General features: G+C 48.9%; 27 protein-coding genes, 1 tRNA gene and 1 pseudogene. 15 read left to right on the forward strand and 14 right to left on the reverse strand.

What is annotated here, in order from left to right; all coding sequences use genetic code 11:
• Nucleotides 1-21: 21 nt before the first annotated feature.
• Nucleotides 22-1,203, forward strand: a complete 1,182-nt coding sequence (locus OLM33_08805; protein MCW1713756.1) for a pyridoxal phosphate-dependent aminotransferase — start codon at nucleotides 22-24, stop codon at nucleotides 1,201-1,203.
• A gap of 1 nt (nucleotide 1,204) precedes the next feature.
• Here the strand turns inward: OLM33_08805 and OLM33_08810 are convergent, their stop codons facing one another.
• Nucleotides 1,205-2,395: a cation diffusion facilitator family transporter gene (locus OLM33_08810; protein MCW1713757.1), complete on the reverse strand. Its 1,191-nt coding sequence runs from the start codon at nucleotides 2,393-2,395 to the stop codon at nucleotides 1,205-1,207.
• Nucleotides 2,396-2,598: 203 nt separating this feature from the next.
• Here OLM33_08810 and OLM33_08815 point away from each other — a divergent pair, with 203 nt between their 5' ends.
• A complete protein-coding gene (locus OLM33_08815; protein ID MCW1713758.1) occupies nucleotides 2,599-3,174 on the forward strand; it encodes a flavin reductase family protein in 576 nt (191 codons plus the stop codon).
• An 82-nt stretch (nucleotides 3,175-3,256) separates the two neighbouring features.
• Here OLM33_08815 and OLM33_08820 read toward each other — a convergent pair whose 3' ends face one another.
• Complete coding sequence (locus OLM33_08820; protein ID MCW1713759.1) at nucleotides 3,257-3,586, reverse strand: hypothetical protein; 330 nt, start codon at nucleotides 3,584-3,586, stop codon at nucleotides 3,257-3,259.
• Nucleotides 3,587-4,068: 482 nt separating this feature from the next.
• Here OLM33_08820 and OLM33_08825 point away from each other — a divergent pair, with 482 nt between their 5' ends.
• The 4 genes from OLM33_08825 (at nucleotide 4,069) to OLM33_08840 (ending at nucleotide 8,070) form a co-directional block, all read left to right on the forward strand.
• On the forward strand, nucleotides 4,069-4,326 hold the full coding sequence (locus tag OLM33_08825) for an iron-only hydrogenase system regulator (GenBank protein MCW1713760.1): 258 nt from the start codon (nucleotides 4,069-4,071) through the stop codon (nucleotides 4,324-4,326).
• 107 nt (nucleotides 4,327-4,433) lie between these two features.
• Nucleotides 4,434-5,360, forward strand: coding sequence for an NrtA/SsuA/CpmA family ABC transporter substrate-binding protein (locus tag OLM33_08830; protein MCW1713761.1), 927 nt, complete (start codon nucleotides 4,434-4,436; stop codon nucleotides 5,358-5,360).
• A 4-nt stretch (nucleotides 5,361-5,364) separates the two neighbouring features.
• Nucleotides 5,365-6,603: a [FeFe] hydrogenase H-cluster maturation GTPase HydF gene (gene hydF, locus OLM33_08835; protein ID MCW1713762.1), complete on the forward strand. Its 1,239-nt coding sequence runs from the start codon at nucleotides 5,365-5,367 to the stop codon at nucleotides 6,601-6,603.
• Between the two features lie 180 nt (nucleotides 6,604-6,783).
• Nucleotides 6,784-8,070: a hemolysin family protein gene (locus OLM33_08840; protein MCW1713763.1), complete on the forward strand. Its 1,287-nt coding sequence runs from the start codon at nucleotides 6,784-6,786 to the stop codon at nucleotides 8,068-8,070.
• Nucleotides 8,071-8,139: 69 nt separating this feature from the next.
• Here the strand turns inward: OLM33_08840 and OLM33_08845 are convergent, their stop codons facing one another.
• From OLM33_08845 to OLM33_08885, 9 genes are all read right to left on the reverse strand, one after another.
• A complete protein-coding gene (locus OLM33_08845) occupies nucleotides 8,140-8,616 on the reverse strand; it encodes a pyridoxamine 5'-phosphate oxidase family protein (GenBank protein ID MCW1713764.1) in 477 nt (158 codons plus the stop codon).
• A 122-nt stretch (nucleotides 8,617-8,738) separates the two neighbouring features.
• The gene (locus tag OLM33_08850; protein MCW1713765.1) at nucleotides 8,739-9,212 is read right to left on the reverse strand and encodes a pyridoxamine 5'-phosphate oxidase family protein; all 474 of its coding nucleotides are present in this window, start codon (nucleotides 9,210-9,212) and stop codon (nucleotides 8,739-8,741) included.
• A 126-nt stretch (nucleotides 9,213-9,338) separates the two neighbouring features.
• Entirely contained in the window at nucleotides 9,339-10,097 is a 759-nt protein-coding gene (hisF, locus tag OLM33_08855; GenBank protein ID MCW1713766.1) for an imidazole glycerol phosphate synthase subunit HisF, read from the reverse strand.
• A 2-nt stretch (nucleotides 10,098-10,099) separates the two neighbouring features.
• Nucleotides 10,100-10,717, reverse strand: a complete 618-nt coding sequence (gene hisH / locus OLM33_08860; GenBank protein MCW1713767.1) for an imidazole glycerol phosphate synthase subunit HisH — start codon at nucleotides 10,715-10,717, stop codon at nucleotides 10,100-10,102.
• The gene (gene hisIE / locus OLM33_08865; GenBank protein MCW1713768.1) at nucleotides 10,714-11,352 is read right to left on the reverse strand and encodes a bifunctional phosphoribosyl-AMP cyclohydrolase/phosphoribosyl-ATP diphosphatase HisIE; all 639 of its coding nucleotides are present in this window, start codon (nucleotides 11,350-11,352) and stop codon (nucleotides 10,714-10,716) included. The genes hisH and hisIE overlap by 4 nt, the downstream gene beginning before the upstream one ends.
• Before the next feature lie 3 nt (nucleotides 11,353-11,355).
• A complete protein-coding gene (locus tag OLM33_08870) occupies nucleotides 11,356-12,075 on the reverse strand; it encodes a 1-(5-phosphoribosyl)-5-[(5-phosphoribosylamino)methylideneamino] imidazole-4-carboxamide isomerase (GenBank protein MCW1713769.1) in 720 nt (239 codons plus the stop codon).
• Entirely contained in the window at nucleotides 12,072-12,641 is a 570-nt protein-coding gene (locus OLM33_08875; protein MCW1713770.1) for an imidazoleglycerol-phosphate dehydratase, read from the reverse strand. The genes OLM33_08870 and OLM33_08875 overlap by 4 nt, the downstream gene beginning before the upstream one ends.
• Entirely contained in the window at nucleotides 12,638-13,285 is a 648-nt protein-coding gene (gene hisG, locus OLM33_08880) for an ATP phosphoribosyltransferase (protein MCW1713771.1), read from the reverse strand. The genes OLM33_08875 and hisG overlap by 4 nt, the downstream gene beginning before the upstream one ends.
• The gene (locus OLM33_08885) at nucleotides 13,279-14,484 is read right to left on the reverse strand and encodes an ATP phosphoribosyltransferase regulatory subunit (GenBank protein MCW1713772.1); all 1,206 of its coding nucleotides are present in this window, start codon (nucleotides 14,482-14,484) and stop codon (nucleotides 13,279-13,281) included. Before OLM33_08885 ends, hisG begins: the two co-directional genes overlap by 7 nt.
• Before the next feature lie 138 nt (nucleotides 14,485-14,622).
• Here OLM33_08885 and OLM33_08890 point away from each other — a divergent pair, with 138 nt between their 5' ends.
• The 5 genes from OLM33_08890 to OLM33_08910 all read left to right on the forward strand — a co-directional run bounded on the left by OLM33_08890 (nucleotide 14,623) and on the right by OLM33_08910 (nucleotide 19,869).
• Entirely contained in the window at nucleotides 14,623-15,426 is an 804-nt protein-coding gene (locus tag OLM33_08890) for an HAD family hydrolase (protein ID MCW1713773.1), read from the forward strand.
• 3 nt (nucleotides 15,427-15,429) lie between these two features.
• Nucleotides 15,430-16,551, forward strand: coding sequence for a histidinol-phosphate transaminase (hisC, locus tag OLM33_08895; protein MCW1713774.1), 1,122 nt, complete (start codon nucleotides 15,430-15,432; stop codon nucleotides 16,549-16,551).
• 298 nt (nucleotides 16,552-16,849) lie between these two features.
• On the forward strand, nucleotides 16,850-18,139 hold the full coding sequence (locus OLM33_08900; GenBank protein MCW1713775.1) for a phenylacetate--CoA ligase: 1,290 nt from the start codon (nucleotides 16,850-16,852) through the stop codon (nucleotides 18,137-18,139).
• A gap of 307 nt (nucleotides 18,140-18,446) precedes the next feature.
• Nucleotides 18,447-19,703, forward strand: a complete 1,257-nt coding sequence (locus OLM33_08905) for a phenylacetate--CoA ligase (GenBank protein ID MCW1713776.1) — start codon at nucleotides 18,447-18,449, stop codon at nucleotides 19,701-19,703.
• A gap of 90 nt (nucleotides 19,704-19,793) precedes the next feature.
• Nucleotides 19,794-19,869: transfer RNA gene (locus tag OLM33_08910), tRNA-Thr, on the forward strand.
• Between the two features lie 117 nt (nucleotides 19,870-19,986).
• Here the strand turns inward: OLM33_08910 and OLM33_08915 are convergent.
• Nucleotides 19,987-20,436: an Hsp20/alpha crystallin family protein gene (locus tag OLM33_08915; protein ID MCW1713777.1), complete on the reverse strand. Its 450-nt coding sequence runs from the start codon at nucleotides 20,434-20,436 to the stop codon at nucleotides 19,987-19,989.
• A gap of 241 nt (nucleotides 20,437-20,677) precedes the next feature.
• Between OLM33_08915 and OLM33_08920 the strand changes: the two genes are divergently transcribed.
• A complete protein-coding gene (locus OLM33_08920; protein MCW1713778.1) occupies nucleotides 20,678-21,211 on the forward strand; it encodes a DUF2703 domain-containing protein in 534 nt (177 codons plus the stop codon).
• Nucleotides 21,212-21,256: 45 nt separating this feature from the next.
• Complete coding sequence (locus tag OLM33_08925) at nucleotides 21,257-21,946, forward strand: hypothetical protein (protein MCW1713779.1); 690 nt, start codon at nucleotides 21,257-21,259, stop codon at nucleotides 21,944-21,946.
• Nucleotides 21,947-21,977: 31 nt separating this feature from the next.
• On the opposite strand, the gene OLM33_08930 is transcribed toward OLM33_08925, so the two are convergent.
• Nucleotides 21,978-22,142 carry a hypothetical protein gene (locus tag OLM33_08930; protein MCW1713780.1) on the reverse strand — a complete coding sequence of 55 codons (165 nt, stop codon included), beginning with the start codon at nucleotides 22,140-22,142 and terminating at the stop codon, nucleotides 21,978-21,980.
• Nucleotides 22,143-22,181: 39 nt separating this feature from the next.
• Nucleotides 22,182-23,120, reverse strand: coding sequence for a permease (locus OLM33_08935; protein ID MCW1713781.1), 939 nt, complete (start codon nucleotides 23,118-23,120; stop codon nucleotides 22,182-22,184).
• A 141-nt stretch (nucleotides 23,121-23,261) separates the two neighbouring features.
• Here OLM33_08935 and OLM33_08940 point away from each other — a divergent pair, with 141 nt between their 5' ends.
• Together OLM33_08940 and OLM33_08945 are read left to right on the forward strand one after the other, a co-directional pair.
• On the forward strand, nucleotides 23,262-23,591 hold the full coding sequence (locus tag OLM33_08940; GenBank protein MCW1713782.1) for a metalloregulator ArsR/SmtB family transcription factor: 330 nt from the start codon (nucleotides 23,262-23,264) through the stop codon (nucleotides 23,589-23,591).
• Between the two features lie 22 nt (nucleotides 23,592-23,613).
• Nucleotides 23,614-23,838, forward strand: a pseudogene (locus OLM33_08945) (thioredoxin family protein).
• Nucleotides 23,839-24,042 lie beyond the last annotated feature (204 nt).

The raw sequence follows: 24,042 nt of genomic DNA on the forward strand, positions 1-24,042 counted from the left end.
TCTTATTAAGGAGGCTTTCAAATGGGTAAGTATAATTTTGATGAATATATAGAACGCCGCAACACAAGTTCTATGAAATGGGACCTTATGGGGGAACGTTTCGGTGATCCGGATCTGCTCCCTTACTGGGTAGCTGACATGGATTTCAAATCACCTCCGGAGGTGATTGAGGCGATAGAGGAGAAGCTGAAGCATGGAGTCCTCGGCTATCCGACAGTAAAGGAGAGCCTTATCGAATCAGTAGTTAACTGGGAAAAAACGCGCCACGGGTGGAGTTTTGACAAAAGCGCAGTTACCTGGGCCCCGGGAGTTGTCGGCGGACTTGCCTTTGCGATCGAGGCCTACACGAAACCCGGTGACGGTATCATTCTCCAGACACCCGTATACCCCCCATTTTACGAAATAATCGAGATGTCAGGCAGGCATATAGTGAAAAACCCGCTGAAAAGGGAAAACGACAGATTTGTTATGGACCTGGAAGGTTTGGAAAAACTTATCACCCCGACTTGCCGTACTCTTATATTCTGCAGCCCGCACAACCCTGTATCCCGTGTATGGGCTAAGGCAGAACTTGAGAAACTGGCTGAGATAGCCGAATGCAAAGATATGCTTATACTTTCCGATGAGATCCATCAGGATATTGTCTTCAGCGACGCGAAGCATACATGCCTTGCCACAATTCCGGGGATGGATAAGCGCACCCTGACCTATATCGCGCCAAGCAAGACTTTTAACCTCGCAGGCCTCTCCTCATCAGTTGTTGTGATCCCCGACAGCTCTCTTATGGAGAAGTATAAGTCAGTTCTTGTGAGGTTCCATCTCTCAAGGCTCAACGCGATGGGACTTGTCGCAATGGAGGCGGCCTATACAAAGTGTGCAGAATGGGCGGACGAAATGGTGGCATATCTGGAGGGCAACAGGGACTATGCTGAGAAGTTTGTAAAGGAACGTATGCCCAAGGCAAAGATGGACCACCCGGAGGGCACTTATATCTTCTGGATAGATTTCAGGGGTTACGGTTTTGACGGCAAAACCCTCCCTGAATTCCTGGCGAGAGAGGCCAAAGTGGCACTGAACAAGGGTCTTGACTTCGGATCCGAGGGTGACGGCTTTGCCCGTATCAATGTCGGAACTACAAGGAAGCAGCTTGAGGAAGGACTTGAAAGGATAGCAGAGGCCCTGGAGAGATCAGGCAGGAACTGACTCATTCAAACTCGTTTATGTGCATCGTTACATAGTTCCTGTCGACTGTTATAACAGGGAAAAATGTCGGGTCTTTTTCTCTGATCGCATCCTCTATTTTCTGAACGGTTTTTTTGCCCGAGGTATGGTAGTCTGCCGGTATAAGAACGTCAAAGATCAGGTTAGTGTGCGTATCACCCCTGACCACCCTGAAGTCATGGATGCTTAAAGAAGGGTCGACAGAGTTCACGATATCTTCGGTCATCTTCTTTAACCCGTTCATCTCATTGTCGTCAGTAATTACCGGATCTATATGTATTACTAGGTTGATGTTCATCTCCCTCGCACAGTCTCTCTCGATGCAGTCGATCAGGTCGTGGGAGCTGATAAAGCTGCCCTTTGCGTCCACTTCGGCGTGCACGGTGGCGAAAAGCACGTTTGGGCCGTAGCTGTGTACCACAAGGTCATGAACATTTATTATTCCCTCGTAAGAAAGGATCTTTCGTTCTATACTTTCAACAAGCTCAGGGTCGGGCATCTCTCCCAGAATGGGGCCCAAAAGGGATCTGAGGATCATGATCCCCGAGCGCAGAATGAATAGAGCAACTCCTATGCCCATCCATCCGTCGATCTGATATCCGAAATATCTGGACACCAGCACACCACAAAGCACTGCTGAAGTTGTAAGGACATCGTTCATCGAATCCGCGGAGGCTGCCCTTACTGCCGATGAGGATATGATATCCGCGATCCTTGAATAAAATATTGCAAGCCAAAGCTTTACCGCGATAGAGATCACCAGTATGGCGATCATCAAATCTGAGGTGAGTGTAGGCCTTGGGTAGATTATCCTGTTTACGGACAACTTTATCAGTTCTACCCCTACGATCAGGATGACTATCCCAAGGATGAATCCGGTGAGGTATTCGATGCGCTCATGCCCGAAGGGGTGGTCCCTGTCAGCGGGCTTGCCCGACAATTTGAAGCCGATCAATGTGACTACGGACGATCCTGCGTCGGAAAGGTTGTTGATGCCGTCAGCAGTGACAGATATGCTGCCGAATAGGGTCCCGGCTGTAATTTTGGCAAGGCTCAGGCCCAGATTCACTATGATCCCGATGATCCCGGCAAAGGCCCCGTACCCCCTCCTTACGGCCGGATCAGATATATTTCCGCTGTTTCTGACAAATTTGCTGATCAGGAAATCGATCATCCGGACCACCTTCAAATGAAAAAATTTAGTTTAGTTGATATTGCCCGGCCCGGCAATTTGTCGGCAGGCATGATTTTCCGTATATCATAGCAGTAAAGAAGCAGATGGGATCGATAATTATTTCCAGTGATGCTTTCTATCGATAAAAAGTTTATACTGGATAGAGTCTGTGACACTCTTTTTTAATTATGGAGGTGCATACGGTGGAAAAAATCAATATCGGGAACAATGCATTTTTACTCCCCATGCCGATGGTCCTTGTCGGATCGCGCATTGTGGGCAGGCCAAATTTTATGGCGGTGGCTTGGGCCAGCCGCGTGAATGCCTCGCCCAATGTCATGTGTGTCGCGATAGGGAATAAGTTTACCGCAGAGGGGATCTTTGAAAACAAAGAGTTCAGCATAAACATCCCATCAGTAGATCTTATGCCTCTGACCGACTTGATGGGGCTTGTCAGCGGGAGAGACTATGACAAATCAAAGGAATTTGATATTTTCTACGGAACTCTGAAAAATGCGCCGATGATATGTGAGTGTCCTGTCACGATGGAATGCCGTCTGATCGAATCTGTCCGGCTTGACGTCGACACCCTTTTCATAGGCGAGGTCAGGAACGTCTGGTCCGAAGAAAAGTATCTGACTAAGGGAGCTCCCGACATCACAAAGGTCTCTCCATTCTGTCTCAGCATGCCGGACAACCGTTACTGGTCTGTCGGAAAAGAAATTGGAAAAGCCTGGCATGAGGGGCTGAAGCTCAAAGATAAGCTTGAAAAAATATAACTGAAAGTCCATTGTATGACACAAGGGGGGCTCCGCTCAGGGAGTCCCCCTTGTGTCATTTAGAGTGTCAGCTCTATATTACCTACCACTTGCCTCTGCTTACATGGCCTGCGATCTCCGCTTTGCTTCTCTGCTTGATCACAGTGGCTTCTTCGGATGCCTGTTTGAAAAGCGCTACGCACGGAGGATCGAGGTTGATCTCGATGCCCTCTTCTGCAAGCTTTTTGAGCTTGTTTGCAAGCCTTACGATCTCCATATGGATATCGTTGGTGCGGACAGACATAAGGACTTTCTTTGCTTCTTCCTCTGTAAGCGCGGCGAACTTCTCTTTCTCAACTCCGCATTTAGGGCACTTTTCAGGAGCTTCGGGACCTTCGTGGATGTAACCGCATACTGAACACTTGAACAACATGATATCTACCTCCCAAGTATTTGTTAAGCTCATTCCCTGCTGCATTCGATTTAGTTTTACCGCAGTGGACCGGCAAAATGTCAAATATTTAAGACGGTTATAATTATAGCATGGAAAGGTATTAATACTGCATTTCTAAAGTTGCGACTATTTGGCTTGGAGCGCAGATCGTCGGCAGAGATGAGCAAAAATGAATAATAAGTTAAAGTAGGGGCAAATACATTGACACTTTTATCACAAGGTGGTTATATTACAATATCTGCAGAGGGTATTTATCACTCAGCAGAATGTATCCCTATCTGTCGGTCTTTCTGTCAGTGAGGAAGAAGTAAAATATAAAAATGCTGTCTGTTTGCGGGGAAATGATCCGTGCAAAGGGAAGGGCTGAATAAAGGTCATATTGATCTGATGTCGTATTCAGGGACCCCTCGCCTTTGCGGAGGGTCCCTATTTATTAGGACGAAAGGCCAGGTGTTTTTCTTATGGAAGAGAACCGTATCGGGGTCGCTGCGATAATCGTTGAAGACCCCGGATCAGCAAGGGAAGTAAACGAGGTCCTGCACGACCACAGCGGGATCATAATCGGAAGGATGGGTATACCTTACAGGGAGAGGAACGTAAGCGTCATATCTCTTGTGCTTGATGCCTCGCCCGATGAGATCAGCGCTCTGACGGGCAAGCTTGGCAAGATAAATGCTGTCTCAGTCAAAGCGGTAATGTCAAAGGGACGTACTTCCTGAAACCCGGGAATGAGAGCCGATATCGAACAGTACTCTGTGTTTATGATGCAGATCTGTAAAAAAGAGATAAATAGATAAATATAAAAAATTTAAAGGAGAGATTTTCCATGAAAAAAGTATTACTCGCAGTACTGATCATACTTTCTGTCGCAGCAGGCCTCGCATTTGCTACTGAAATGCCCGCGGCTATGGGCATCACATATGTGAAGGCCCCCCTGAACATCCCCTCAATTGTTGCAAAGTACAACCAGGCATTTGAAAAGGCATATCCGGGCGTGAACCTCAGCTTTCCTGAGATAACAGAGGGTCCCAAGCAGACAGCGGCACTTGCAGCGGATGAGATCGGCATAGCCAGCTGCCTCGGATCTACGTCAGCGATCCTTGCCGCATCGGAAGGGCTTGATGTAAAGATAATAGGGATCTACTCGAGAGCCCCCAAAGCCTTCATGGTAATAGTCAGGGATCCGGCCATAAAGAGCGTAAAAGATCTCAAGGGAAAAAAGGTGGCAGGCCCCAAGGGCACCATCCTTCACCAGCTTCTTGCCGCGGCCCTTGGTAAAGAGGGTATGTCTGTCAAGGATGTTGAATTTGTCCAGATGGATCTCTCTTCAGGCGCCAATGCGCTATCTGCGGGAAGCGTCGACGCCGCACTTCTCGCCGGACCTGCCGCCTACAAAGCCCTGACCTCGGGTGCGCGCATGCTTAAAAACGGAGAGGGCCTGGTGGATGCAACTATAGTCATAGCTACCACGGAAAAGTTTGCCCAAAAGTATCCCGAGGCAGTCTCGAGATTTATGACGGCGCATAAGAAAACGCTCGAATGGATCAAAAAGAACCCCGATAAGGCCGCTGAGATGACACAGAAGGAAACAGGACTTCCGATGGAGGGGGTCAGGATGATGACCCCGTGGTATGATTTTGACAGCAAGATCAGGAAGAGCGATATGGATGAACTTGCGAAGACCCAGGAATTTATGATAGAGAACGGACTACAGCGTAATAAGATAGATGTGGATTCACTGATAATGAGGTGAGGCAATGGATCTTCAGTCAACTCCGAGGGGCAACCGGCTCCACATAGGTTTTTACGGCAGGCGGAATGCCGGGAAATCAAGTCTTATAAACCTTGTCACCGGCCAGCAGACAGCACTTGTATCGGATCATGCGGGGACGACCACCGACCCTGTCATAAAGAGCATGGAGCTGCTGCCTCTGGGACCTGTCGCGGTGATCGACACAGCCGGTCTTGATGATGAAGGCGATCTTGGAAGGCTTCGCATTTCAAGGACCATGGAGATGATGGACAGGACAGACCTTGCCCTGCTCATCGTCTCCGCTGCTGATGCCTATGATACATCGCTGGAAAGAGGCTGGCTCGAAGAGCTTAGGAAGAGAAATATACCTGTTGTAGGCGTACTCAATCAGATAGACAGGGTCGGGCCGGAAAAGGCTGAAAAGATAAGGTCGGACCTTGAGGCCGGCCTCGGCATATCCTTTGCGGCAGTCTCAGCTAACGGAAGAGAATACAGAGCCGAGCTCCTGTCGGCAATAGTAAAAAATGCGCCGACTGATTTTGAAAGCCCGACGCTTGTCGGCGACATCTTCAGCAGGGGAGACTCTATAATACTGGTAGCCCCTCAGGACATCCAGGCACCCAAGGGAAGGCTCATACTTCCCCAGGTCCAGGTGATAAGGGACATCCTTGACAACAGGGGGATCGCCCTCACTGCCACGCTGGATCAGTTTCCGAAACTGTTGGATTCTCTGAAGGAACCTCCGGCGCTTGTCATAACGGACTCGCAGGTATTTCCGCAGGTAAATTCGATCCTTCCCCGCGATGTTCCCCTGACATCCTTCTCAATAGTTATGGCGAGGAACAAGGGGGATCTGGCTACCTTCGTCAGGGGGGCAAGGGTTATATGCGAACTGAAGGAGAGCGACAAGGTGCTTGTTGCCGAGGCCTGCACCCATGCGCCTCTGGAAGAGGATATAGGAAGGGAAAAGATCCCGAGGTGGCTCAGGGATAGAGTGGGCAGCGGGCTGACTGTGGACATTTCGACAGGACTTGATTTCCCCCCCAACATTAAGGAATACTCGCTGATCCTGCATTGCGGCGGATGCATGTTCACAAGAAAACAGCTTATGTCCAGGATGATAAAAGCTGATGCAGAGAATGTCCCGATAACAAATTACGGCATCGCGATCGCCGCGATCAACGGGATCCTGGAAAGAGTAATTGAAGTCTTCCCCGAATTCAGGAATGATGGCCCAAAATAGCGATAATATTTGTTGATCTTTAATTCCTGAAAAGGTATTTTCTCCGCATAAACGGCAGTAGCCCTGCCTCAGTCATCAGGGTACTGCCGTTTTCTTATTAAATGTGCTATGCTATGCGCGTATGAGCGCATATTGCCACACAGGGCTGCGTTCATGATCAATCAAGGAGGTCGATCGTTGGTGAGTTCCGACATATCCGGCAGTATTATCCTGCTGGTCGTGCTATTGATATTTTCATTCTATTTCAGTGCCACAGAGACGTCAATAACGGCAGCAGGAAAAGGGAAACTACTTGCTCTATCTGATGAATACCCACATCGCCGAAAGGGTTTCTTCTGGCTCGTAGACAACACAGCCAAGGCGATAAACGTTACCCTGATAGGAAATAATGTAGTAAATATCGCAGCAAGCGCAGTCGCCACTACACTGGCGCTGAAATTTTTTGGTGCACTGGGACCTGCTCTGGCAGTCGCTGTAATGACGATCCTTATCGTAATATTCTGTGAGATCCTGCCCAAAAATTTCGCGATAGCAAAAAAAGAGGCCGTACTCCTTTTCTCCCTCCCATTTCTACGGGTCATAAGCACGTTAATGACTCCTCTGACGTGGTCTTTGAGGATGGTCCTCAGGCTCTTCGGGAAAATAGCAGGTATGGACCTTGTCTCATACAGCTCCCTCATATCACGCCAGGAGATAGATCATATCGTCTCCGAAGGCAGCGCTGCCGGCGCACTTGAAGAGGACGAGCGTAAGATGATCCATGGGGTCATAGCATTTGAAGAGACCAGGGTCTCTGAAGTCATGGAACCCAGGACCGACGTTTATGCGATCGAGCAGGACGGGATGGCAGAAGAGGCGGTAAACATATTCCTTGAAAGCGGCCATTCAAGGATCCCGGTATACAGGGAGGACCTTGACCAGGTGATCGGGATACTTTATGCAAAGGACCTTCTGGGCCCGCTTGCCCACAACGAAAAGAACATCTCTATAGTAAAACTGATGAGAAAGCCCCTCTTTGTGCCGGAGACGATGAAGACCGACGAGGCCCTTGATGTGATGAAAAAATCAAGGACCCACATTGCTATCGTAATTGACGAATATGGTGGCATGGCCGGGCTTATAACGCTTGAAGACCTTATAGAGGAGATAGTCGGCGACATACAGGACGAATACGATACTGAGATCCCGGAGATACAGGCTGAGGACGACAGTACCTACATTGTCCAGGGACAGGTGAATCTAGAAGAGCTTTCCGATGCTCTGGCATATCCTTTCGATACGGCCTTCGAAGATGTAGATACCCTTGCAGGAATGGTCCTTGAGCTTTCCGGAGATTTCCCGAAGCAGGGACAGCTGATAACTTACGGATCATGGGACATACATGTGCTTGAGGTCAGGAACCACAGGATAATGCAGGTCCGCATGCAATACATAAAAGAGCGGACAGAGGGACCTGTATCTGATTAAGGCCCGGCACTGAAAAGGAAGAATAAAGCGGAGGATCGCCTTAAGCAGGCCGGTCATCCGCTTTATTTATCATTCGGGTTTGGGGTAGCGGTTGACCTTGCCTGTAATTTCTGTTATCCGGATCTTTACTACAGCGGTAACGCTCAGCTTTTCTTCCGTCATCGGTCCCTTGGGTCCCCTGTAATGTTCCATCATTATTTCGAGGGCCTCTCTCTTTTCTTTATTGTCCTCGATGAATTCTGCGATTCCCCGGCCCGATACGCTTTTGTACTTCATGCTGAATTTTGTTGGATCTTCTTCGTGCCGGATGATTTCGGCATCGACGGCAACGTTGAATGCGACCTTATTGTTCTCTCTCAGAAGGTCGATCTTTTTGCCCTCTTTGGCGCAGTGGATTATTATGAAGTCATCACTGAACCCGTAATTTAGCGGAACTATATAAGGCCAGCCATCCTTGCCCGCCAATGCCAGCTCCATCCATTGCCCCTGGTCAAGGACTTCCATCATCCAGTCATGGGATTCCACTTCCCTGTCATTTCTCCTCATATAGTACACCTCCTGAAATATTCTCAGATGAGTATAGAACATGAGGCTCCGGAGCACAACAAAATGGCCGGGACCGGCACGGCAGTTTGGCGTTAAAGCAGAGAGACCGTAGAAAATTACTGTCAGGGTTTGGGATAGAAGTTTATCTTTCCTGTAATTTCCGTTATCGATATCTTTATGACGGCAGTGGCTTTGAGCATACCTTCCGTAATGGGTTCCTTTGGTCCGTGGTAATGCTCCATAATTATTTTCAAGGCTTCTCTTTTTTCTTCGGCATCCTCGATAAACTTTGCAGTCCCGAGTCCGGAGACGCTCCTGTACTTCATGCTGAATTCGGATGGGTCATTTTCGTCCCGTATGACTTCTGTGTCGATGGCAACGTTGAATGCGACCTTATTGTTTTCCCTGAGGAGGTCGATCTTTTTACCCTCCCTTGCTCCGTGGACAATTATGAAATCCTTTCCGAACCCGTAATTGAGCGGGACGACATAGGGCCATCCGTCTTTTCCTGACATCGCTAGTTCCATCCAGATGCCCTTTTCCAATACTTCCATCATCCATTCTCGCGAAGTGACTTCCTTATCTTTTCTTCTCATAAAAACACCCCCGTATGTGTGCTTGGATGATTATAAAACCTGCAGGGACACAGAACAATCACAGGGGAGTAATAAGGGTGGGAATACCCTCTATTGCAGTATGCGCTCGAATGAAAAAAGACTAAGTTAAAGGCGTACCGGGATCCCCTTGTCTGAGAGGTATTTTTTTAATTTCGGTATGGGGATCTGATTGTAATGGAAGAGCGACGCTGAAAGCACGGCATCTGCCCTGCCTTTGATGAAAGCATCGTAAAAATGGGGATAGTCGCCTGCTCCCCCGGAAGCTATGACGGGTATGTTTGCACGTGAACTTACCTCAAAGGTCAGGTCTAGGTCGTAACCTGCTTTTGTCCCGTCTCTGTCCATGCTCGTAAGGAGGATCTCACCTGCCCCAAGCCTCTCTGTTTCCTTTGCCCATTCAATGACGTCCAGGCCTGTGGCAGTACGTCCTCCTGCGGTGTAGACTTCCCAGGAACCATCAGCTTTTCTTTTGGCGTCTATTGCGACGACGATGCACTGGCTGCCAAAATCTTTAGCGCCCTCGGTTATGAGTTCCGGCCTCCTTACGGCGGCAGAATTGAGGGAAACCTTGTCTGCACCAGCCCTGAGCAGGGTACGAATGTCTTCGGCTGTACGAATGCCGCCTCCGACAGTTATGGGGATGAATACCCTTGATGCCACTGCCCTGACCAGATCTGCGACTGTGTTTCGCGCATCGCTGGTCGCTGTTATGTCCAGGAAGACAATCTCATCGGCTCCGGCAGCTTCGTAAGCGACAGCACATTCCACTGGGTCGCCCGCATCCTTCAGGTCCACGAAATTAATGCCCTTGACGACCCTCCCGTCTTTTATATCAAGGCATGGAATTATCCTCTGTGCGTACATTTTCAGTTTCCTCCTGCCAGTTCCGCAAAACGTCTCAATATGGAAATGCCTTCAGTCCCGCTCTTTTCAGGGTGGAACTGACATCCGAAAAGATTTTCCTGCTCAACTGCCGCATCGAAAGTTGTTCCGTAATCTGATAGGGCAGATACTATCTCTTGATCTTCCGCCTTTACATAATATGAGTGTACAAAATACATGTATGGTGAACCGGAGAGCTTTCCAAGAAGCCTGCTTTCCTTTTTTGTTCTTATTGAATTCCATCCCATGTGGGGTATTTTCAGTCCTTTGTCCGCAGGAAAGAGCAGTACCCTTCCTTTCAGCACTCCCAGTCCCGGAACGTCGGGACTCTCTTCGCTTTCTTCGAATAGCAGCTGCATCCCGGCACAGATCCCAATAAAGGGTTTACCGCTTTTGGCTGCACTTTTGACTGTCTCTGTGAGTCCCTTGCGTTCCATCTCTGCCATGGCGCTTCCGAACGCACCGACACCGGGGAGTATGATCCCATCTGCTGAAAGTATTTCTGCGGGGTCTGATGTTATTGTCCCGGGACACCCTATAAAGTCGAGTGCATTCCTGACGCTCTGAAGATTGCCCGCTCCATAATCTATTATCGCGATCATCGGTCGTCGTCCTTCTTGTGCCGGGACATAAGTTCTTCAAGGACCTCGTTGAAAGTTATGCCTGAAGAGATGCAGGCTACCAGAAGATGATAGATCAGGTCCGCCGCCTCATAACGGAAACTTTCCCTGTCTCCTGTCGCTGCGGCAATCGCCGTTTCGACCCCTTCTTCCCCAACTTTCTGGGCGACCCGTGAAGGCCCTTTTGCAAGGAGTCGCGCCGTGTAGCTCTCTTCGGGATCTTCTGATTTCCTTATGTTCAGGTACCCCCAGAGGCGTCCAAGGAATGTGGCTTCTGTTGAGTTTTCTTTTCCCCATAGGGAACGGTAAAAACAGGTCCGTTTTCCCGTATGGCAGGCGGGTCCGGCAGGATCAACAATGGCAAGCAGAGTGTCCCCGTCGCAGTCGATACGAAGTTCGATAACCCTCATCACATTCCCGCTTGTTTCGCCCTTTTTCCAAAGCTCTTTCCTGGAGCGGCTCCAAAGGGTCAGTTCTCCGGAATCAGCAGTCAGTTTCAGGGCCTCTTCGTTTGCCCATGCTGTCATAAGCACTTCCGCAGTCGTTGAATCCTGTACAATGACCGGAACGAGCCCATTTTCATCAAATTTGACGAGACGCATATCTATGTCGGACATTGTCTATCTTTCCCTTCCGCATGCCGCTTTCAGCGCATCCGAGATAGTTATCCCGCCCTCGTAAAGGCTTTTGCCGACTATTGCGCCGGCCAGCCCCAGAGCATTCAGTGATGTGATGTCGTTTACAGAGGTTATTCCTCCTGCTGCAACTATGTCATTCCTGTCCTCGGCCAGATCTCTGTAAAGTTCGGTGTCGGTGCCTGACATCAGTCCGTCCCGGTCGGTATTGGTCACCAAAAAAATGGAGAAACCGGTCATTCTGAGCCGATCAAGGGTTTCCTTAGGTGTCATTTTTGTCTCACTTAGCCAGCCGGAATGCACTACCTTGCCCCTTCTTACGTCTATTGCAGGCATTGCTGCCGGTCCGAATTCGCTTGCCAGATGACATGGCATGTCTTCATCACTGAAAAGAAGGCTCCCGATCATCACCCTGTCGGCTCCCGCAGATATCGCGTCCCTTATATTGCCCTCTGAGCGGAGTCCTCCCCCGTACTGGACAAACATGCCAAGAGACGATATCTCTTCAAGTACCTGTAAATGGCAGGGGTGCCCCTCTTTTGCCCCCTCGAGGTCAACTATATGGATATGGGAACAGCCTGCCTCCAGAAACCCCTTTGCCATTTCAAAAGGTCTGATCCCGTAATCAGTGATCGTCGAAAAATCTCCTTTGGTCAGGCGGACGACTCTGCCTCCGAAAAGATCTATCGCCGGGAAAAGTATCACAGCCAGAGTCCCTTTGTGCTCGGTGCCCGGTCCGAAGGTGAAAGCGCCTGCCAGAGAGCCATGCCGACAGCCTTGAAGACCGCCTCCGCAGCGTGGTGTGAGTTGTCGGTCTCAAGAAGCGCAATATGGAGTGTTATGCCTCCCTCTCTTGCAAAACCCCTGAAAAATTCAGGTATGAGCTCCATGTCAAAATCGCCGCATTTTTCTGAGGGGAAGGACCCTGAGAAGTAAGAATCTCCTCTCCCGCTGAAATCAAGGGCTACTCTTGCGAGAGAACCGTCCATAGGCAGGATGCACCAGCCGTAACGTGCGATGCCGCCCTTTTTTGCGATCTCCCTGAGCATCTGTCCAAGAACGATCCCGATATCCTCCGTGAGGTGGTGGAAGTCGACCTCGGTGTCTCCTTTGGCCTTAAGACATATGCCGATCCCGGTCCTGCTGAACATAAGGTCGACCATGTGGGCAAGGAATCCGCAGCCGATCTCGACCTTTCTCTCTTTGCCCGGAAATTCGAGAGAAACTTCGATCTCAGTCTCATTAGTCTTCCTAAGGGCCTCCTTCTTCATGCACATGCCGCCCCTTTCACATAATTTTCTATGGCATTTACCACTCCGAACATAGAGCGCCATCTGAGCTGGACAGATCCGGAGCCTGCCACCAGGCGCAGCGATACCGGAGCTGTCTCCTTGATGACCATCAGTCCGTTGGCTTTGAGTGTGCTTCCTGTCTGGACTATGTCAAAAATGCAGTCGCTCAGCCCAAGCGCCGGGGCGAGTTCGACCGAGCCGTTTAGTTTGAGGATCTTGATCTGGACCCCCCATGAGTTGAAAGTGTTTTCCGCGATCCTCGTGTACTTTGTAGCCACCTTGAGTCCCATAAGGCTGCTGGTGTTGCCGTTGAACTTCTCCGCGGCGTCTTTCGTTCCGGCGACGGCCATGAAGCACTTTCCCCTTCCGGTGTCGAGAAGCTCCACTAAAGATATGCCGGATTCCTCAACCACGTCGTTTCCTGCTATCGCAAGGTCTGCTGCTCCGTAGTGGACCATGGCCGGAACGTCGGAGGGCTTTGAAAGCAGATAGCGGAAACTTCCTTCATCTATGACGAGGTTTCTGCCGTGATTTTTGAGATTTTTGACCGGAAGCCCCGCACCCTCCAATATTTCTATGCATTCCTGAAGCGAACGCCCCGTGGGCAGAGCGAAAGTCAGCATGACAGAACCTCCCTGTCGAAATCTGTCAGATCAAAGATCTGACCCGTCATAATATTTATTACCTGCTTTGATGAGAAATCGGCCCAGAATTTATATTTACGGAGCCCGGCAGTCTTCATCGATTCTTCTTTGTCCGTGGTCCAGCTAAGTTCGAAGGATATTCCCTTCTTATAAAGCCCATCTGCATAGCGCAGCCCTTCTGCAGGGTCGCTGCATCCGCACCAGAGCATTATTTTAGGGGAGGGCGAACCATCTACACAGTGTTCGGCCAGTTCCTTTATATTCAGAGCGAAGCCGGAAGCCTCCCCTTCCATTCCAACCTTTGCCAGAAGTCCGTCGTATCTGCCTCCGCCGCCAAGAAGAGAAGCTGTTACGGAAGAGTATGCGTTGAATATAGGTCCGCTGTAGTAACCGAGGTCTCGTATGAAACCCAGATCTATGCGTATCCTGTCTGAATATCCCAGTTTGCAGAGCGAGTCGCACAGTTTTTTGAGAGGCATGAGGAGCGAGGGGTCGTCCATCATCAGCATCGCCTCACTTATAACGGAGCAGTCACCTTTGAGTGACGGCAGAGCTTTGAGCAGCTTCCGGCGTTTATCATCCGTCTCCGTCTCATCCAGTATCCTTGAATATGTCGTGTATATCCCTTCCTGAAGAGCACCCACCAGCTGTTCTGCACTCTTTTCCGGGAGACCTTCAAAAAGTTTTGCGACCACTGACATGTCTCCTATGACAACGATCGATCTTTCAATTGATAGTTCATCAAGTGTCCTCAGGAGGAGGGATATGACCTCTGCATCGGTGCCTGAACCTTCCCAGCCGATCAGCTCGATCCCGACCTGATTTTCCTCAAGGTTGCCCCTGGGGGGCACAGGTGCAGAAAAGACCCTGTCAGCATAGCAGAGCCGCAGCGGCCTTTCATTCTCCTCATAATGGCTGCTCAGGTAGGCAACTGCCGAGAGGGTCAGGTCGCCTCTCAGGACACACGGTTCTCCGAATGGGGAGTTCAGTGCGATCAAACGCCTTGCCCGCGACTTCGAGAGCTTGTCCCACACGTCCTCTACGAGCTGGAGCTCTGATGGGCTGAAAGGCCTGTAACCATACGCAGAGAAAATTTTCAGAGCCATGTTGCGGCAGTATTCGAGTTTTGCCGCTGCCGGTCCTCCGATGTTGCTGCAGCCTTTGGGGTTTCTGTTCATAACGATTCTCCGTTCCCTCTTTTGATGTGATATATTTGATATCATTTTACTTAGCTAAACTGATAGCTTGCTAGTTTTACAAACGGGCTTTATAATAACACGCGTTTGTCTCTTTTGCAAATATTGGAGGAATAATTCATGAAGATAGACTTTATCCCCGATGCGTTGATATTTGACGTGGACGGAGTACTCCTGAATGTTGAGAGGTCTTTTCCGGAAGTCATCCGGCTTGCTGTCGAAATGGCATGGGGATCCATTTGCGGGGGAAAGACAGATTCTCCCGGATACACACCCGGTCATGAAAAAATCTTCAAACGGCACGGATCTTTCAATGACGATTATGACATTGCATGGACTATGCTTACGCTAGCTGCCTCAAACGGGAGTAAAGATCTTTCTGATGCATTGCCTTCTCCGGACAGGCTTAGCGAAGAGCTTGCCACATTCAGCGGAAATGTCATATCATGGATAAGTTCCAGGTATGGTACCCCTGTGCTTAGGGATCCAGTCAGAAAACTGTGTGCCGGACTTTATTTCGGCACAGATGAAGAACCGGGTCTTTACAGCCTAGAGGTTCCGATGCTGAGTTTACACTGGGAAGATCTGCCGCTCCCAGTAGGTGTCTACACCGGAAGGAACCTCCCCGAATGGCAGCTTGCAAAAAAAGCCTTGGGGTGGCAGGATTTTCCGGATGACAAAATAATACACAGCGATACAGGAATTCACAAACCGTCACCAGAGGGACTGGAATTGCTTTCGAAAAGGCTTGGGTGCACCGATCCTGTCTTTTTCGGCGATACCGGGAGCGACATGAAGGCGCAGGCAGCCTTCGGAAAGGGCCGTTTCGTGGCTATAGGAAAGCTTCTTTCTGAAGCGGATTACATATATGACCACACCGAAAGAGCTGTGAAGGATATAATTTCCCTCATTGAGGAGGAGTAAGCAATGGATAAAAAAGAGCTTTTCTACAGCATCGCGCGCCCAAATATAAGAGACCTTGAAGAATATGACCCCGGGCCGGTATTCCCCGATCTTGTCCGCATCTCGTCAAACGAAAACAACCTGGGTGTTTCGGGAAGGGCTATAGAGGCAATAAAAAACGCCGCTTCGGAATGCAACAGATACGGCGACAGCAGGTGCGACAGCCTGAGGGATAAGCTTGCCCGCAAATACGGAATGACTCCGGGCCGGTTCGTGATCGGCAACGGCCTTGACGGTGTATTTACGATGTTGGGACGCGCCTTCATCGAACCGGGGGACGAGGTGGTCTGCGGAGAACTTACCTTCTCCGTATATGCGGAGACGGCTGAGATCATGGGGGGTAAAGTGGTCAAGGTCCCGATGACCGATGATATGGAACTGGATGTCGACGGGTTTGTCAGCGCGGTCACAGATAAAACCAGGATGGTCGTTTTCTGCAATCCCAACAATCCGACTGGAACGGGAACGGGCATCGTGGATATCAGGAAAATGCTTGATGCTATACCCGAAAAGGTGCTTTTTGTCCTCGATGAGGCATATATAGAATTTGCCGATGAAAATACGGCTGACGGGATGACCCTGCTTGATGAATATCCTAATCTTATGGTCTGCAGGACATTCTCAAAGGTATACGGCCTGGCGGGTCTCCGTGTCGGATGGGTCGCAGGCGACGAAGATCTGATGAGATACCTTTACAAAGTCAGGGAACCTTATGTCGTATCAGTTCCCGCTGCTGCAGGAGCGGAAGCCGCTCTTGACGACATTGAGTTTTTGAGCAAAAGCGTTGATATGGCAAGAAATGAGAAAAAGAGGCTTTATGATTTCTTCCGCTCAAACAGCATAAAATTCATCCCTTCACAGACCAACTTCATCCTTCTTCCGCTCGGTGATCTCTCTGCACCGCTTAGAGACGGCCTGCTTGAAGAGGGTATTATAGTACGCCTTCTCCGTTTTCGGAGCAAAGGGATAATAAGGATCACCGTAGGACTTCCAGAAGAGAATACCCTGCTGATGGAAAAATTCATGGGGGTATACCGGGAGGCAAAATGTGACATTAAGGTTGACAATTATACAAAAGGTGAATAGAATTACCTCCAACATCTTAAAAACAACGAACTGAAGTCGAGAGGAGGCACTGGGACATGACACATATCAAATACAGCATCACATCTTGTGGCAATGTTACGCAGTTCTCCTTTATCGGCGCGGGTCCCCTTCACGGGATCTGCGCTCGGGCTGCATGATTCGGACAGATTGACCGAATAACAGTATCGTTGCGTAAATCGCCGTTGAAGCAGGGCCCGCTCAAATGCGGACCCTGTTTTTTTGTGCCTGCGTCACGGCACATAAGGATTAAAAAATTTACCTCAGGGAGGAAAAGATGATGAAACTTGTAATAAGAAATGTCGAGACAAAGATTTCAAGGATACGCTACACACTGGAAAAAATGGTGGAAAGGGATCATCCTTACGCACAGAAGATGAAGGAGTACGGTGTCAAGCCTGAACACATAAAGACGGCCCGCGATATGCAGCTCCTTCCCTACACGACGAAGCAAGATCTGCAGGAGCACTATCCTCTCGGCTGGCTCAACGTTGACAGGAAACACGTTGTTCGTTTTCATGCGACTTCCGGTACTACAGGGAATCCTACAGTTGTATGCTACACACAGAATGACATAAAGATGTGGAGCGAGTGCGGAGCCTGGTGCCTTGGGCTCGCCGGGCTCGACGAGTGGGACACCCTCCAGGTCTCCTACGGATATGGACTCTTCACCGGAGGACTAGGAATGCACTACGCAGGTGAACATCGCGGACTTGCTGTGATACCGGCGTCGGGGGGAGCTACGGAAAAGCAGGTCAGGATGATAAAGGAGATGGGCGTCACTGCGATTGCATGCACTCCTTCCTACGCCCTCCGAATATCGGAGGTATGGGATGACATTGACCCTGACCGTTTTTCAAACGGAGGCACAATGCTCAAGATAGGCATATTGGGCGCCGAACCTTGGTCGGAGGGGCTCAGGAAGCGTCTTGAGGAAAAACTAGGGATAAAGGCACTCGATATATATGGGCTGAGCGAGGCCATGGGCCCCGGAGTCGCAATGGAGTGCATCCATCAGAGCGGCCTCCATGTCAACGACGAGGCGTTCCTTCCTGAAATAATCCACCCGGAGACGCTGAAGAATGTGGAAGACGGAGAAGAGGGAGAACTTGTCCTCACTTCGATCAAGAAGGAGGCATACCCGATAATCCGCTACCGAACGAGAGACCGTACACGCATCCTGCCCGGTCCCTGCCCGTGCGGAGACCCCAGTGTACGCATAGACAGGATAGGGGGAAGGACTGACGATATGCTGATCGTCAGAGGGGTCAACGTATTCCCGTCCCAGGTGGAGGCAGCCCTCTGCAGAGTAAAGGAGCTGACCCCCAATTTTGTGATCGATGTATGGAAAAAGGACGGAATGGATGATATCGAAATAACATGTGAACGTGCCCCCGAAAGCAACGCTTCGGAGATCGAACATATAAGGAATGAGACCAAGAAGCGGCTGAAGGACAGCCTCGGGGTCAATATCGAGGTAAATGTCGCCGAACCGGATACCGTGCCGCGCTCTGAAGGAAAGGCGGTACGCATCAGGAGACATAAGGAAGAGCACGGCGCCAAAATTTAGTAAAGAAAAGCGGTAAAATAGTAACTCTTTTTGGGCTTGACAATCTCTGAAATATTATCTAAACTTACGCGCAATGTCGCACGAACGAAGGAGGCACCGGACATGAAAATGGGTCTTGTAATAAAAACTTCAGCCAGAAACCTTTCTGTCGCAGTGTACTCTTATCCAGGCACGGATCCCGGCTCGCGGGATCAGTGTTTAGGTGCTGTGCGCTGAACATCTGATCCGTAAGTGAGGACGGGGTCCGTGATTGTCGGGCCCCGTCCTTTTATTTTGCATTTTTCAGTATGAAGCGGGAGGAATCATAATGGTACACAGTGAAACAGCGTCAGGTAAAACAACAGAACTTCAGGCAGTCTTGAGCAGGCTTTGGGACCGCAACCATCCCTATGCGGACAAGATGAAGGATGTCAGGGTCAAGCCCTCGGATATCCGTACGCCAAAAGATATTGAAAAACTGCCCTTCACGACCAAACAGGACCTTCAGGCTCATTATCCGCTTGGGTGGCTTGGCTGCGACAAGGATGACCTGGTGCGCTTCCATGCCACATCAGGAACGACGGGCAATCCTACTGTGGTCGGATACACGGCAAACGACATATTCTGGTGGAAGAAGGCCATGAAGACCGCATTCAAACGGGCTACGCTCACATCGAAGGATATACTGCAGATATCGACAGGTTACGGTCTCTTTACCGGAAGCCAGGGATTCCACGATGCGGCGGAAGATATGGGCATCACGGTCATCCCCGCAAGCGGAGGTTTTACCGAACGTCAGTTCAAACTCATGCGCGATCTTGGCACGACAGTCTTCACATGTACCCCGTCCTATGCCGTAAAACTCTGTGAAGTCTGGGAAACATTCTCAGAGGAGGAAAAGGCAAAATACTGTCTCCGCCTTGGCATCCTCGGAGCTGAAGCATGGTCGGAAGGCCTGAGGGCGAAGATCCAGGATACTCTCGGCATACCTGCGATCGACAGCTACGGCCTCTCAGAGGCTATGGGGCCGGGTGTGGGAATGGAATGTCTTGAGAGGAACGGGATCCATCTTTTTGACGAGGGTTTCATATTTGAGATAATCGATCCTGAGACACTGAACCCCCTCGGGCCGGGCGAAGAGGGAGAACTTGTCATTACCTCACTTAAAAAAGAAGCCTTTCCGATAGTGCGCTACAGGACCCGTGACCTTACGAGCATAATACCCGGTGTCTGTAAATGCGGCGACAGGAGCACCAGGATCAAAAGGATCAAGGGACGCTCTGACGACATGATAATCTTCCACGGCGTGAACGTCTTCCCATCAGTAATTGAGAAGGCGCTCTGCAGGGTCTCGGGACTTACGGCCAACTATCAGATCAGGGTCTGGGAGGTCGATGGCTTCCAGCAGATGAGCGTCGCCTGTGAAAGGTCCGCTGACAGCACACAGGATATGGCGGACGCGCTCCTGGAGAAGGGCAAAAAATCCATCCACAGCGCGCTCGGCATCCATGTTCCGCTGACGGTGGCAGAGCCCGGGACCCTTCCCAGGTTCGAGGGGAAATCAAAGCATATAGTAAGGGAATAACGATCCATCACAAGCCCGATACTTGACGAAAATCCATAATAATGTAAAATGCTTTTCGGCGTTCTATAACAGGAACGGAATGGTTTGTTTGCCGGTGTAGCTCAGTTGGTAGAGCAGCTGACTTGTAATCAGCAGGTCGGAGGTCCGAGTCCTCTCGCCGGCTCCAGAAATAACAAGGGGCTGTGGAAATTTCCACAGCCCCTTTTTTGGGCCGTTTCCTTGGTGATGCCTTATTGCTTCTGTCTATATTGGTTTTTAGGCTTACTTAACAGAGACGGCTATTCTATTCAACATCGATATCGATCGTTGCGCTTGATTTCTCTTCCTTCGGGACGCTTATCTTCAGAAGCCCGTCGCTCAGTTTGGCCTTTATCCCGGATGCGTCAGCATCAGCCAGGTGTATGGTCCTGCTCATGGACACAGAGCGTCTTTCCCTGTGGATGTAATTCTTGTCTTTTTCCTCCGTGCTCTCGTTTTTTGTCACTGAGATCGTGAGCTTTCCGTCATCCAGTCCGAGCTTGATGTCTTCCTTGCTGAGGCCCGGCATTTCGGCTTCAATAAGATACTCGTTTCCGCTGTCCTGAACATCAACTTTGAATGTGTCATATGCCAGGGTGCGCTTCATGGGCCAGTCGCTTGAAAAAAAGTCATCAAGCACGTTGTAAAAGTCCTCCAGTCCGGTCTTTGTTGCGAGATCCCTGTTCCTTCTGTTGAAAGGTACCAGTCCAACCATGATCAACAACTCCTTTTATTGTATATTTTTTATTATTAGCACTCTCTCTTGTTGAGTGCCAATATAATCTATCACACGCATTTTTCTTTGTCAAGATATAATTGGTCACTTTTTGTCAAATACGTAGTTTTTACGATAGATATGGGTATTTAGATTGACATATATCAATATGTACTTTATATTTGATTATCGGATATGTTGAATTTATACTGGCTTTGCCAACAAGACAGGGGGGAACAAAATGGTCGGATGTGATCCAATAAAGGATGAAGGCTGCTGTTCCTGCAACAGTAAAAAGGTCCTGGTCGAATATCTTTATCTTGACCTTGAGACCTGTGACAGATGCATAGGAACTGATGCTGTGCTTGAAGAGGTGCTGAAAGAGATCGGGCCTGCACTTTTATGTGCAGGATATGATGTCGAATTTGAGAAAAAGGAAATATCATCCAGGGAAATAGCTGCAGAATACCGCTTTCTCTCTTCTCCTGCCATACGTGTCAACGGAATGGATATTTGCGAGTCGGTAGCAGAAAACAGCTGCGGTTGCTGCAGTGATATCAGCGGTACTGATGTCGAATGCAGGGTCTTCGAGTTCGAGGGAGAAGATTATGAAGTCCCTCCGAAAGAGATGCTGGCAACTTCAATACTCAGGGCTGTTTTCGCACCAAAGGAAGAGTGCTGCTGCGGGAATTATTCAATGCCGGAAAATATAATAGCTTTCTTTGACGGCAAAGAGAAAAAATCAAAGTGTTCCTGCCGATCAAGCTGCTGCTGAGATGATTTCTGAAATATCCATTGATTTTGTCAGGAATAAGATGGTATGACTGAAATCCTTAAAAGCATATCCCTTTTGATAGAAAATAACGTATGGCTTGCGCCATTTCTTGCCTTTGCCGCTGGAGCGCTTACATCCCTGACACCGTGCGCGGTGTCGAGTGTTCCTCTGGTAATTGGGTATGTGGGTGGAACTGCCGGAAGCGACACCAGGAAGGCATTTCGTCTCTCACTTGTATTTGTGCTTGGATCGGCGCTTACTTTTACGGCATTGGGAACAGCTGCCTCTACTGCGGGCGGGTTCTTCATGGGTCCAGCATCCTGGTGGTATCTGATCCTTGGATCATTGATGGTGCTTATGGCACTCCAGACATGGGGGATATTTGAGATCATACCTTCAAGTTATCTGATGTCAAAAAACAGAAGGAAGGGATATTTGGGAGCTTTTATTGCAGGTATCCTGGGAGGCATATTCTCATCTCCATGCTCAACTCCGGTACTTATAGCGCTTCTTGCCATCGTTGCAGGAAAGGGGAGCATCATATGGGGTGCTTCGCTCCTAATACTTTATTCTGTCGGGCATGGCCTGCTCGCTCTTGCTGCCGGAACATCCTTCTCTTTTGCTCAGAAGCTGTCGGAGAATATTGAAGAAACCAGGGCAGGCTCGATCATCAAGCTTGCACTGGGAGCTCTGATCCTTCTGGCGGGACTCTATATGCTTTACCTAGGCTTTTAGTCCGTACAAATTATTGTTTGTTGATGTTGTTTTATGGGTTTTCCGCACCTTCTTTTTTCTCTTCTTTATTTTTGCTTTCAGGTCCTTCGATCTCTTCTATTTCAAAACCTCCGCAGCAACAGCATGAATTTTTCTTTTTTCCCTCACCTTTGCCAAACAGTTTTCCGAACAGTCCGGGTTTTTTCTCATCAGTCATCACAGCAAGCCTCCTTGATTTTTGCTTTAGTCTTATTATCTATATTGAAATAGCGTTAAAAATATATCCTCCGGTTACTGCAGTTAGGAAGATGACTGCCACAATAGCAGCAACAAGCTTTTTTCTGAAAATTGCTCCAAGCATGCTCATCTCAGGTATTGCCATCCCTGCTCCTCCTATGATAAGCGCGATCACAGCTCCCACGCTCATTCCTTTTTGCATCAGGGCCAGGCCGATAGGTATTGCAGTTTCGGCACGAATGTATAAAGGAACCCCGATAGCCGCAGCGACCGGTATGGCAAGCGGGTTATCAGGTCCTGCAAATTTTAAGACAAAATCTCCTGGTAAATAGCCATAAATAGCCGCTCCTATCCCGACACCTATAAGCAGATAAACTAATACTCCTCTAAAATCTCCAAACGCTTTTAAAAACGACAGTATTAATTTGTCTTTAAAAGTATCAGGGATCTCTTCCTTGTCCAAATGCCCGCCTGATTTAATACGAACATTTTTTATGAGTTTTGCACCGCCGATTTTTTCTAGGATTACCCCAAATATTACAGCACAGATGAATGTCACAAAAAGATAAACAAGAGCTGCTTTCATGCCCATTAATACCACCATCATAGTTAATATTATCGGATTCATAAGCGGTGATGAGATCACAAATGACATTACAGCTCCGAAAGGGACGCCAATTTCAAGAAATCCCAGTGTTAAGGGGATGGTGGAACATGCGCAGAATGGCGTTAATGATCCTATCAATGCGCCGACGAAATTACCCAATATGCCTTTACCGGACATGTATCTTTTTATCTTATCCTGAGGAACATACATAAGAATCAAAGCGACCAGGGTGCTTATTCCGAGAAAAAGTAATGTCAGTTCTGCGGTAATGAAAATAAAATATTTGACCGTTTCGAGAAGAGTGTTCATTTTTTCATCTCCATTATTTTTCCAATGCAGTTTGGTGGTCATTTGGACGATATTCTTATATAGATGATAGTCTATATCTTGCAATTTAGACCGTCAAGATAAATTTCATAGAAACATATCTATTTGTTTGACAAAAAAATTATATGTGGTAAAATTGCCACATAGATAGGGGTGAATAGACCAATGGTCGATAAAAAAACAATTCTGGATCAGAAAGTTTCAATACTCAAAGGCATTGCCCACCCTGTCCGCCTTGCTGTAGTAGAAGCACTTGCTGATTCTGAGATGTGCGTATGCGACATTGCCGAAATGTTTCACTTTGACAGAACGACGATAAGCAAACACCTTGCCTTGATGAAAGGCCTGGGGATACTGGAGGACCGGAAGGAAGGGCTGAAGGTCTATTACAGCCTGAGGATACGCTGCCTTCCGTCGATGCTCTCCTGTATTGAAAGGGTAGTTGAAGGAAACGATCCCGAAAGAGTGTTCGTAACGGGATGCTGCGGGAAATAAATATTCGGGGAGGAAAAATATGATGAAGGTACAGATACTTGGAACAGGATGCCCGAAATGCAAGAAACTTGCGGAACTCACAGACCAGGCTGCAAAGGAGCTGGGACTTCAGCTGGAAATCGAAAAGGTGACAGAAGTAGCGAAAATAATGGACTTTGGTGTAATGACCACTCCTGCGCTTGCTATTGAGGGCAAAGTAGTTCTTGCAGGACACCTTCCCACATATGAGAAGCTAAAAGAGGTTCTCTTAAAGGCATCACCGGCACAGGTGCAGGAATCCGGAGAAAAAAAGACCGAAGGTTTTTCAAAGTTCGTTTCAGGTTTGTTTAAGTCAAAATCGGATCCCGAGGAAAAGGGCGGCTGCAGTTTCTGAAACTGAAATAATGCCGGAGGTGCCGGCATAGATCAGAAATAGTGGTAAGAAGTTTATATATTTGAGAGTCCCCGCAAC

The sequence above is a fragment of the Synergistaceae bacterium DZ-S4 genome, assembly GCA_025943965.1.
Classification (GTDB): Bacteria; Synergistota; Synergistia; order Synergistales; family Synergistaceae; genus Caenicola; species Caenicola nitritireducens.

Excerpts from the sequence above, each read along its gene's own strand:
- OLM33_08805 (MCW1713756.1), top strand. The coding sequence starts at position 22 with ATGGGTAAGTATAATTTTGATGAATATATAGAACGCCGCAACACAAGT.
- OLM33_08810 (MCW1713757.1), bottom strand. The coding sequence starts at position 2,395 with ATGATCGATTTCCTGATCAGCAAATTTGTCAGAAACAGCGGAAATATA.
- OLM33_08820 (MCW1713759.1), bottom strand. The coding sequence starts at position 3,586 with ATGTTGTTCAAGTGTTCAGTATGCGGTTACATCCACGAAGGTCCCGAA.
- OLM33_08825 (MCW1713760.1), top strand. The coding sequence starts at position 4,069 with ATGGAAGAGAACCGTATCGGGGTCGCTGCGATAATCGTTGAAGACCCC.
- OLM33_08830 (MCW1713761.1), top strand. The coding sequence starts at position 4,434 with ATGAAAAAAGTATTACTCGCAGTACTGATCATACTTTCTGTCGCAGCA.
- hydF (MCW1713762.1), top strand. The coding sequence starts at position 5,365 with ATGGATCTTCAGTCAACTCCGAGGGGCAACCGGCTCCACATAGGTTTT.
- OLM33_08845 (MCW1713764.1), bottom strand. The coding sequence starts at position 8,616 with ATGAGGAGAAATGACAGGGAAGTGGAATCCCATGACTGGATGATGGAA.
- OLM33_08850 (MCW1713765.1), bottom strand. The coding sequence starts at position 9,212 with ATGAGAAGAAAAGATAAGGAAGTCACTTCGCGAGAATGGATGATGGAA.
- hisF (MCW1713766.1), bottom strand. The coding sequence starts at position 10,097 with ATGTACGCACAGAGGATAATTCCATGCCTTGATATAAAAGACGGGAGG.
- hisH (MCW1713767.1), bottom strand. The coding sequence starts at position 10,717 with ATGATCGCGATAATAGATTATGGAGCGGGCAATCTTCAGAGCGTCAGG.
- hisIE (MCW1713768.1), bottom strand. The coding sequence starts at position 11,352 with ATGTCCGACATAGATATGCGTCTCGTCAAATTTGATGAAAATGGGCTC.
- OLM33_08875 (MCW1713770.1), bottom strand. The coding sequence starts at position 12,641 with ATGAAGAAGGAGGCCCTTAGGAAGACTAATGAGACTGAGATCGAAGTT.
- hisG (MCW1713771.1), bottom strand. The coding sequence starts at position 13,285 with ATGCTGACTTTCGCTCTGCCCACGGGGCGTTCGCTTCAGGAATGCATA.
- OLM33_08885 (MCW1713772.1), bottom strand. The coding sequence starts at position 14,484 with ATGAACAGAAACCCCAAAGGCTGCAGCAACATCGGAGGACCGGCAGCG.
- OLM33_08890 (MCW1713773.1), top strand. The coding sequence starts at position 14,623 with ATGAAGATAGACTTTATCCCCGATGCGTTGATATTTGACGTGGACGGA.
- hisC (MCW1713774.1), top strand. The coding sequence starts at position 15,430 with ATGGATAAAAAAGAGCTTTTCTACAGCATCGCGCGCCCAAATATAAGA.
- OLM33_08900 (MCW1713775.1), top strand. The coding sequence starts at position 16,850 with ATGAAACTTGTAATAAGAAATGTCGAGACAAAGATTTCAAGGATACGC.
- OLM33_08905 (MCW1713776.1), top strand. The coding sequence starts at position 18,447 with ATGGTACACAGTGAAACAGCGTCAGGTAAAACAACAGAACTTCAGGCA.
- OLM33_08915 (MCW1713777.1), bottom strand. The coding sequence starts at position 20,436 with ATGGTTGGACTGGTACCTTTCAACAGAAGGAACAGGGATCTCGCAACA.
- OLM33_08920 (MCW1713778.1), top strand. The coding sequence starts at position 20,678 with ATGGTCGGATGTGATCCAATAAAGGATGAAGGCTGCTGTTCCTGCAAC.
- OLM33_08925 (MCW1713779.1), top strand. The coding sequence starts at position 21,257 with ATGACTGAAATCCTTAAAAGCATATCCCTTTTGATAGAAAATAACGTA.
- OLM33_08930 (MCW1713780.1), bottom strand. The coding sequence starts at position 22,142 with ATGACTGATGAGAAAAAACCCGGACTGTTCGGAAAACTGTTTGGCAAA.
- OLM33_08935 (MCW1713781.1), bottom strand. The coding sequence starts at position 23,120 with ATGACCACCAAACTGCATTGGAAAAATAATGGAGATGAAAAAATGAAC.
- OLM33_08940 (MCW1713782.1), top strand. The coding sequence starts at position 23,262 with ATGGTCGATAAAAAAACAATTCTGGATCAGAAAGTTTCAATACTCAAA.